The following is an 8,877-nucleotide window of genomic DNA, read 5'->3' on the forward strand; positions in this document are numbered from 1 at the left end:
GGGCCAATGTCTTTACCCAGCAGGCGGCTTAACTTGTTCAAGATGTTTTTCCGACCTTCAGCTATAAGCACATCCCAGTCCTGCCCGGTATTGGCAGGTACGTTGATCATGACAAACCAGTTTTCGCAGTTTTCGGGAGCATCGGCAGGTTTATATTTGGAGCTGATGTTGAGATAGATGGTTGGATCATAGTAAATATTCTTTTTCTTCCAGATATGATCAAACTCCGCTTCATAACCGGCGCTGAAAAAGATATTGTGCAAGTCGAGTTCCTTAAACTCATCCCGGATCCCCCAGTAAAATATCAATGCCGAACTGCTCCTTTCCTGGCTTAGTATTTTTTTAGGGTGAAGCTCAGGATGGGCATTGAGCAACTTATGATAGGTGAACCAGATATCCATATTGGATATCACGATATCACCCTCAATTATCCTGTCATTCGTCCTGATCCCTTTTACTTTATGCCCTTGCAATATAATCTCCGATACCGGATTATTGTAGTGAAATTTTACACCCAATGATTCGGCCAGCGCCACTAAGCAGGAAGTTATGTTATACATTCCCCCTTCAGGAAAATAAGCACCGAAATGCTGTTCCAGGTGTGGGATCACATTCAAGGTAGCAGGCGCGGCATAAGGATTTGAGCCGTTATAGGTTGCATACCTGTCAAAAAACTGTACTACCCGTTTATCGTTAAAGAAACCCTGGTTTGCTTTATGCATGCTGCGGAAGGCGTCTATCTTACCAAATCTTAATATTGATTGAAATGTATCCCAGCGCAGATATGTTTTAAGCCGGTGTAGGGAACGCTCCAAAAACACATGATTAGTTATACTGTAGATTCTGCTGCTGTTTTCGAGATACTCGTTCACTGCCGCCGCCGACTCACCGGTTTGGTATTGGATCTCACTGCTAAACTTATCAGCATCGGCATAAGCGGTTAAGCGGGTGCCATCTTCATAAAAGTATTTGCAAACAGTATCCAGCTTTTGATACCTGAAATAATCGGAAGGTTTTTTACCGGCCAGCTCAAAAAGCTCGTCGACATATTGCGGCATCGTAAACAAGCTTGGCCCGGCATCAAAACGATAACCATCCTGTTCAAACTGGCTCAGCTTACCGCCGGGGTAGCTGTTTGCCTCATACACCTCAACCTGGTAACCCTTAACCGCTAACCTGATAGCGCTGGCTATTCCGGCTATACCGGCACCAATAATTAAAGCTTTTTTGGAGGAGGGCATGAGGGTAAAGATAACCGGGATTTGGGGAGATTTTACGGATTAACAGGATTTTTCTTTGATTTGATAGTAAAATCCGGGCAATCAAAAAAATCCTATAAAAATCCCGGTTCAGACAATATGCTGCAACGCGTAATTGATAAAATTACTCGTCAACCCATAGTCTTCAGTACCCTTGCGGCGGATAAAGAAGAAATCGCGTGTGATTTTTAAACCTTCAATAGGTACCTCAACCAGGTCGCCTTCGGCCAGTTGACGGATGATAGACGGCCTCGGCATAAAGCCAAGACACTGATCAGCCAGCAGGAAATTCTTTAAAGCCTCGGTACCGCCAAGACGGATCTTTACCGACAGATCGGCTGGCTTGATATGTAATGCTGAAAGTGCTTTCAGTACAGCATTCAGCGTACCCGAACCACGCTCCCTTACAGCCAAAGGCGTTTTTACAAACTGCTTTAAGCTTAATGACTTTCCAGCCAGCGGACTCTTAGCCGAGCAAACCGGGATCACCTCATCGCTCATAAAATGTTTGTATGATACCGTGGTCAATTTGTTATCAACCTCGATAATACCGATATCAACTTCATGGTTAAGCAAAGCGTTCAGGATATATTCGCTGTTGCGGTTTACCAGTTGCACATCAACGTTGGCGTATTCGCGCTGGAAACCTGAAAGTATCTGTGGTAAAATGTAAAGGGCTATCGTGGTGCTGGCCCCCAATCGCAAATGCCCGGCAGCTTGTGAAAGGTTACTTAAAACCGAAAGGTCATATTCTATCTTCCGTTCTATCTCCGTTGCCTGCTGCAAATATTCATTGAGTTTATTCCCGGCTTCTGTGAGTAAAATACTGTTGCCTTTACGCTCAAACAAAGGTACTTTGTATTGATCCTCAAGCGCTTTAACATGCTTGCTGATAGCCGGCTGTGTTATAAACAGTACCTGTGCGGCCTTACTGAAACTCAGATTGGCGGCAACTTCCATAAATACACGGTGGGCAAAGGAGATCATAGGGCAAAGTTAATTTTTTACCCGTTCGAAATACTTACCGGTAAATTTATATACGATATAGTCGCTGGTAACTTGTCGTTTTGCATTTACTAACGGACTGTGAATGCTTTGGTTTTTAGCATCGTAATAAATAGTTGGGATCACCTTCATATTAACTACCGACAGGAAGTTATAATCAAAATACAACTTGCTATGCATCCCGCTTTGAGTTTTGACCAGCAATACGGTACCGTTTAGCTTATCCTTATCGATAGTGAAAAACTGGATGCCCTGCGTAGCGTCGATACTTGAACGTACCGAATTATACGCTGCCAGATAGTAAACCTTGTTGTTTGCCTTAAGGGTATAGATCTTGGAATACCAGTAAACCGGGTTATGCTTTTTCCCAACAGAATCCATTTTTAACGAAGAAAATATTTTGCCATTAGCCTTGTATTGCAAAACATTATCAAAGTCATAACCGGTGCTGCCCAGTTTGGTATCCCATGAATAGGTGCGAAACAAACCATCGGCAGATGTGGCTATCACTACCCGTTCTTTAACCAGCTCGGTAAAAGGATAATTAATAGTTTCGGGATATTTGGAGGTATAGTACTTCAGCTTGAAGCCGAAGATCTTGTTCATTTTCTCTAATGAATCGATAGCCTTCCACTCCTTTTTATGGGTGCCATAGTAGTTCACCCGTTTAAAGATCCGTAGCAGGTCGGCTTCAATGGCCTGCGGACTTTGGGCAAACAAATTTGCTGAGTAAAAACAGCAGCAGAAAACAATTATTAACTTAAAGGTTTTCATCGGTAAACAAGATACGCAAAAAAAGCAAATCCGGCTGATATTCGTAGCAAATCGCTTTCAGTTGCTTGTTTCTTAGCTTTTTATTTTTTCGAAGTATTGACCGTTGAATTTGTAATTAATGAATTTGGCGGTAACCTGCGCCTTGGCATTTACTAATGGTATCCGTATAGTTTGCGTAGCCTGATCAAAAGTGATAGTAGGGCGTTTTTCAAAAGGGATATCAACTACCGAACCAAAATCGTATTCGTAAAAAATTGTACTATGTAACCCTGATTGTGTTTTAATAATTTTCACGTCGTTATTCAAAACGCCATTTTGAATGGCAAAAACCCTGATCCCTGTACCAGCATATCTTGATGATTCGATAACTCCATAAATACCAAAATAGTAAGTACTGCCACCTGTTTTAAAAGTATATAAATTTGAATAAAAGGGAGCACCTCCCTCCTCGGGATTGTTCACCAACAATGCTTTTGTCTTATCACCAGCTTTACTTTGCAACACATTAGCAAAAATGTGCATGGTGCCGCCTGTCCAGGTATCCCACGAGTAAATTCTGAATAAACCATCTGACGACGTGAAGATATCAAGTTGTGCTTTTTTAAGCGAGTTAAAAGGCATGCTAATGGAGGCCGGGTAAGTTTCCGCATACTTTTTCAGTTTATTTCCAAATTCATCGTTAGCATCGCTTAATGATTCGCTTGCACCGTCAACTCCTTTATCTTGTTGATCATCCCAATATGCAATCTTTTTAAATGATTTTAGCAGATCGGCCTCAACGGCCTGCGGTGTTTGAGCAACAACCTTAGCGGTTGCAATAAAACAGAAAAGAGCAATCAGGTTTAAGGTTCTCATAACAAAATATTACTGCATAAAAATAGGGATAATCAAATGACTATCCCTATCTCAATATCTTATCTATGGTAAAACAAATCTATAATTCTTTATCCTCATCAAAATGACAATGAACCGCATCACGGATATTTGCCTTAAGCTCATCAAGTGAATCTCCTTCTGTAAAAATCGACTCACCGATCGCCCGCGCGTTATAACCGCCTTCTATCGCTTCTTCAACAAGGAAAAATATTTCGTTCATACTCAAATTTATGAAATATTTTTCACAAAAAAGCCCTATAACATACGCTATAGGGCTCCAATGAGAAATATATTTCTTAATCTGCTTACGCCTCAACCGGCTGACCGATCAAATGCTGAGCAGCCAAATACTCGGCAATCTGCACAGCATTGGTAGCTGCACCTTTACGCAGGTTATCAGATACTATCCAGCAGTTAAGGGTATTATCCTGTGTTTCATCACGGCGGATGCGGCCTACAAAAACCTCATCTTTATCATGCGCGTCAAGCGGCATTGGGTATTTCAGGTTAGCTGTATCATCAACTACAACAATACCTGGCGCGTTAGCCAATAACTCACGTACTTCGGCCAGGTCAAAATCGTTAGCAAACTCAATGTTAACCGACTCAGAGTGACCACCCATAACCGGGATACGCACAGTAGTAGCGGTTACTTTGATGCTATCATCGCCCATGATCTTTTTCGTTTCGAGGATCATTTTCATTTCCTCTTTAGTATAACCGTTTTCGGTAAATACATCAATCTGCGGGATCACGTTCAAATCGATAGTGTAAGGGTAAACTTTCGGCCCATCGATACCTTTACGCTCGTTAAACAGCTGATCAACAGCTTTAACACCAGTACCAGTAACAGATTGATAGGTTGAAACTACCACCCTTTTAATTTTATATTTATCGTGCAGCGGTTTTAAAGCCACTACCATTTGTATAGTTGAGCAATTTGGGTTAGCGATGATCTTATCTTCGGCAGTAAGTACATCAGCGTTTACTTCAGGCACAACCAGTTTTTTGGTTGGGTCCATACGCCATGCCGATGAGTTATCAATAACAGTTGTACCAGCAGCTGCAAATAAAGGAGCTTGCTGTAATGAAGTGCTTCCGCCGGCCGAGAAAATTGCTACGTCCGGCTTCATCTTAATCGCATCCTCAACAGAAACCACCTTAAACTGCTTACCCTTAAAAGTAATTTCTTTACCAATACTTTTTTCTGAAGCTACGGGAATTAATTCTGTAACGGGGAAGTTGCGTTCTGCAAGAACCTGCAACATTTTGGTGCCTACTAATCCTGTGGCACCTACTACTGCGACTTTCATTTTTAAATTGTTTTTGAAATGTATCAGGCTGCTTCACAGCGCCTGTTTTTAATTAATTATGTGTTTTAAAAGTTAAACCCTCAAATATGCACATTTTTTTGGTATCGTGAAAATATAAAGTCTATGGTTTTTATGGGGAATTAGTGATAGTCTGAATCAGAATTTACAGGATTTGAGAATTAACAAAATAAAAATAATGATAAGTAATTCTGATAATCCTTTAATTCTGTAAATTTTGATTCTGACAGAAACATCCGGACAATCCTTAAATCCTAAAAATCATGGTTCAGAATACAAAAAAATTGGTGAGTAATCAAAAATCAATCGGTGTAATCCCGAAAACAAAAACAACCACTCACCTAATCCAACCCAATCAACCACTCACTTAAAAACCCTACCTTTGCGCCGTAAACTCAAAATTGCATGAGCGAAAAGATCTTAGTGATAGGCGCCAATGGCCAGATCGGCACCGAACTGGTAATGGCTTTGAGAAATATACATGGGGCCGAAGCAGTTATAGCTTCAGATATTAATAGCCCAACCTATGCTATGCGCGGCAGCACCGGGCCCTTTGAACTGATCAATGTGCTTGATAAAGATAACCTGCACCACATTTTTGACAAGCACAGCCCTACACAGGTTTACCTCTTAGCTGCCATACTATCCGCCGTAGGCGAGCAAAAACCCAAAATGGCCTGGGACCTGAACATGACCGGCCTGCTGCATGTGCTTGATTTCTCGGTTGAGTTTAAAGTAAATAAAGTTTTCTGGCCAAGCTCTATAGCCGTTTTCGGCCCGCATTCGCCGCAGCATAACACGCCGCAGTATTGTGTAATGGATCCTAACACGGTTTATGGCTTCAGCAAACTGGCCGGCGAACGCTGGTGCGAATACTACTTTAATAAATACGGGCTTGATGTACGCAGCATCCGCTACCCCGGTTTAATAGGCTGGAAGGCTAATCCCGGCGGCGGCACTACCGATTATGCTGTTCACATATTTCACCATGCATTAAAAACCGGCAGCTATGAAAGCTTTTTGGCTGACGGCACTGCCTTACCAATGATGTACATGGACGATGCCATCAGGGCTACCATTAGTTTAATGGATGCTCCGGCCAGTCAGATCAGCATCCGCTCATCCTATAACCTTGCCGGTATCAGCTTTACGCCAGAGCAGCTTGCAGAGGAAATAAAGAAACTGATCCCTAAATTTGAGATCAGCTACAGCGATAATGACCCGCGCCAGGCCATTGCCGATAGCTGGCCAAAATCAATAGACGATAGCTATGCCCAAAACGACTGGGGCTGGAAACTGGAATATGATCTGCCAAAAATGGTAGCTGATATGCTGGAGAACCTTAAAAATATTATTTAAAAGAAAACAAGTATTATATTCGCCAAGTCCATGGTCTATAGTCCATGGACCATGGACAATTAGAACACTATGGGAAGAGCATTTGAATTCCGCAAAGAAAGAAAGTTTAAGCGCTGGGCCAAAATGGCAGTGCAGTTTACCCGTTTAGGTAAGGAAATTGTAATGGCTGTAAAAGCCGGTGGTGGTGATGTTAACACCAACTCGCGCTTGCGTACCGCCGTACAAAACGCCAAGGCTGTAAACATGCCTAAAGACCGTGTTGAGGCCGCTATTAAACGTGCCAGCAGCCGCGACGAAAAAGATTACGAAGAGCTTGTTTACGAAGGTTACGCGCCTTACGGCGTTGCCGTTTTGGTTGAAACCGCTACCGATAACACCAACCGTACCGTTGCCAACGTACGCAGCTACTTCACAAAATATGGCGGTTCGTTAGGTAAAACCGGCTCACTTGATTTTATCTTTACCCGCAAATCGGTTTTCACTTTTGAGCCCGGCGAACGCGACCTGGAAGAACTTGAATTTGAACTGATAGATGCAGGTTTGGAAGAGATCTTTGTTGAAGCCGACGAAAATGGCAATGATATTGCTGTAATCCATACAGCTTTTGAAGATTTCGGTAAAATGCAAAAGGCATTAGAAGAAATTGGTATCGAAGTAAAATCGGCCAAGTTGGAGCGTGTGCCGCAATCATTCCATGCCGTTACCGAAGAGCAGGTTACCGATATCATGAAACTGATTGACCGTTTGGAAGAAGACGACGACGTGCAGGCAGTTTACCATAATATGGCGGAATAATTCTGATACCGGATTTAACATAAACAACGCGTCATTGCGAGGTACGAAGCAATCCCCGATTAACAGGTCCGCCCTGTATAGTTTGGGATTATTAATAATTATAATTTGATTTTTATAGGTATTAATGAGCTCCCTACGTTCGGTTGTCTTCGTACCTCGCAATGACGGTTTAACTAAGCATTATCATGCCATTATTCAACACACGTAAAGGAGAGAAAAAAGTAAAGGTTACCTTTGCTAACGGTCTGCTTTTTGTTGAAACTGATGGTGGCAAACCCCAGGCTTTCCCGCTGGAATGGTTCCCGAAATTACTGAACGCTACCGACGAGGAACGTGAAGACTGGAGCCAGACTGATAAAGGCATCCGCTTTAATAAGCTGGATGTGGATGTTTCGCTTTAGCTTAGAGTCAAGACAGCAAGAGTCAGAAAACAAGAAAACAACAAGAATAGGGTACGAGATGTAAGAGGTTAAATCTTCGTCTTACAGTCTTGATTCCTGATTCTTACATCTAAACAAAAAATGGTTTTTGAAGAATTTTTAAAGAAGAAAAGAATTGACCTTGTAGCTCTTGAACAGGGCGAACCGGCTTTGTTTTCTGAATTTAAAGATCACTTTGAACAAATGGGCGAAAAAAGCTTCGACCACACCAAAAAGTACTGGTTTAATAAACTGAGACGACAATTCCCAGTCCCGCTTGAGGTTAAAACCGAAAAAGTACATATCAAAAACCCGCTTGCCGAACAAACCATTACCGAAAGTTTAATAGAACCCGGTACACCGGCCAAAGTTGGATTTACGCCAAAATTCCGTCCGGCGGTAACTAAACCGGCGACTCCTGCTGAAGAACCCAAAGAACAAGAGGCAGAACCAGCAACACCGGAATCCTCATCGGCAGAAACTACACCAAAGCCAGCATTCAAGCCACGCTTTAACCCTGCAATGGCCAAAGCTAAACCAGCAAAAGGTGAAGCGGCGCCGGAACCAGCCATCGAACAGCAAGCAGAAGCTTCTGCTCCAAGTGCCGAAACGCCAGCAACACCTGCTAAACCAGGCTTCAAGCCGCGTTTCAATGCAGCAATGGTAAAGCCAAAACCTGCTGAAACTGAAGCACCAATAGAAGATAAAAAAGAAGAAACTGCGGCGACTGAGCCTCAAGCTCCGACGACTGAAGCGCCTGCACCGAAGATAGGCTTTAAACCACGTTTTAATGCGGCTATGGTAAAACCCGAACCGGTTGAAAATGAAATGCCTACTGAAGAAAAAAAAGAGGATGCTCCTGCCGAGGAGCCTCAAGCGCCGGTAACTGAAACACCTGCGCCTAAAATAGGTTTCAAACCTCGCTTTAACGCAGGTATGGTAAAGCCAAAACCAGTAGAAAATCCCCCCCCTGCTGAAGAGAAAAAAGAAGAAGCCCCTGCTCCGGAACCTCAACCACCGGCAACGGAAGTACCGGCACCCAAAATGGGATTCAAACCA

General features: G+C 42.8%; 9 protein-coding genes and 1 pseudogene. 4 read left to right on the forward strand and 6 right to left on the reverse strand.

Annotation, left to right across the window (positions count from 1 at the left end; all coding sequences use genetic code 11):
* From crtD to VF500_RS07530, 6 genes are all read right to left on the reverse strand, one after another.
* The coding region (gene crtD, locus VF500_RS07505) for a 1-hydroxycarotenoid 3,4-desaturase CrtD (RefSeq protein WP_330859081.1) at positions 1-1,241 on the reverse strand (1,241 nt) is incomplete at its 3' end.
* 108 nt (positions 1,242-1,349) lie between these two features.
* Positions 1,350-2,246 carry a LysR substrate-binding domain-containing protein gene (locus VF500_RS07510; RefSeq protein WP_330859082.1) on the reverse strand — a complete coding sequence of 299 codons (897 nt, stop codon included), beginning with the start codon at positions 2,244-2,246 and terminating at the stop codon, positions 1,350-1,352.
* 9 nt (positions 2,247-2,255) lie between these two features.
* On the reverse strand, positions 2,256-3,038 hold the full coding sequence (locus VF500_RS07515) for a hypothetical protein (protein ID WP_330859083.1): 783 nt from the start codon (positions 3,036-3,038) through the stop codon (positions 2,256-2,258).
* A gap of 72 nt (positions 3,039-3,110) precedes the next feature.
* The gene (locus VF500_RS07520; protein WP_330859084.1) at positions 3,111-3,893 is read right to left on the reverse strand and encodes a hypothetical protein; all 783 of its coding nucleotides are present in this window, start codon (positions 3,891-3,893) and stop codon (positions 3,111-3,113) included.
* 79 nt (positions 3,894-3,972) lie between these two features.
* Entirely contained in the window at positions 3,973-4,134 is a 162-nt protein-coding gene (locus VF500_RS07525) for a 2-oxoisovalerate dehydrogenase (RefSeq protein WP_330859085.1), read from the reverse strand.
* A gap of 85 nt (positions 4,135-4,219) precedes the next feature.
* The gene (locus VF500_RS07530; protein WP_090534105.1) at positions 4,220-5,227 is read right to left on the reverse strand and encodes an aspartate-semialdehyde dehydrogenase; all 1,008 of its coding nucleotides are present in this window, start codon (positions 5,225-5,227) and stop codon (positions 4,220-4,222) included.
* Positions 5,228-5,650: 423 nt separating this feature from the next.
* Here VF500_RS07530 and VF500_RS07535 point away from each other — a divergent pair, with 423 nt between their 5' ends.
* From VF500_RS07535 to VF500_RS07550, 4 genes and pseudogenes are all read left to right on the forward strand, one after another.
* Entirely contained in the window at positions 5,651-6,604 is a 954-nt protein-coding gene (locus VF500_RS07535) for an NAD-dependent epimerase/dehydratase family protein (protein WP_330859086.1), read from the forward strand.
* A gap of 69 nt (positions 6,605-6,673) precedes the next feature.
* Positions 6,674-7,399, forward strand: coding sequence for a YebC/PmpR family DNA-binding transcriptional regulator (locus VF500_RS07540; RefSeq protein ID WP_110587330.1), 726 nt, complete (start codon positions 6,674-6,676; stop codon positions 7,397-7,399).
* A gap of 185 nt (positions 7,400-7,584) precedes the next feature.
* The gene (locus VF500_RS07545) at positions 7,585-7,800 is read left to right on the forward strand and encodes a DUF2442 domain-containing protein (protein WP_330859087.1); all 216 of its coding nucleotides are present in this window, start codon (positions 7,585-7,587) and stop codon (positions 7,798-7,800) included.
* A 120-nt stretch (positions 7,801-7,920) separates the two neighbouring features.
* Positions 7,921-8,877 (forward strand): annotated as a pseudogene (locus VF500_RS07550) (hypothetical protein); the annotation flags it as partial.

The sequence above is a fragment of the Mucilaginibacter sp. genome (assembly GCF_036383575.1).
In the GTDB taxonomy this organism is placed as follows: domain Bacteria; phylum Bacteroidota; class Bacteroidia; order Sphingobacteriales; family Sphingobacteriaceae; genus Mucilaginibacter.

Excerpts from the sequence above, each read along its gene's own strand:
- VF500_RS07510 (WP_330859082.1), bottom strand. The coding sequence starts at position 2,246 with ATGATCTCCTTTGCCCACCGTGTATTTATGGAAGTTGCCGCCAATCTG.
- VF500_RS07515 (WP_330859083.1), bottom strand. The coding sequence starts at position 3,038 with ATGAAAACCTTTAAGTTAATAATTGTTTTCTGCTGCTGTTTTTACTCA.
- VF500_RS07520 (WP_330859084.1), bottom strand. The coding sequence starts at position 3,893 with ATGAGAACCTTAAACCTGATTGCTCTTTTCTGTTTTATTGCAACCGCT.
- VF500_RS07525 (WP_330859085.1), bottom strand. The coding sequence starts at position 4,134 with ATGAACGAAATATTTTTCCTTGTTGAAGAAGCGATAGAAGGCGGTTAT.
- VF500_RS07530 (WP_090534105.1), bottom strand. The coding sequence starts at position 5,227 with ATGAAAGTCGCAGTAGTAGGTGCCACAGGATTAGTAGGCACCAAAATG.
- VF500_RS07535 (WP_330859086.1), top strand. The coding sequence starts at position 5,651 with ATGAGCGAAAAGATCTTAGTGATAGGCGCCAATGGCCAGATCGGCACC.
- VF500_RS07540 (WP_110587330.1), top strand. The coding sequence starts at position 6,674 with ATGGGAAGAGCATTTGAATTCCGCAAAGAAAGAAAGTTTAAGCGCTGG.
- VF500_RS07545 (WP_330859087.1), top strand. The coding sequence starts at position 7,585 with ATGCCATTATTCAACACACGTAAAGGAGAGAAAAAAGTAAAGGTTACC.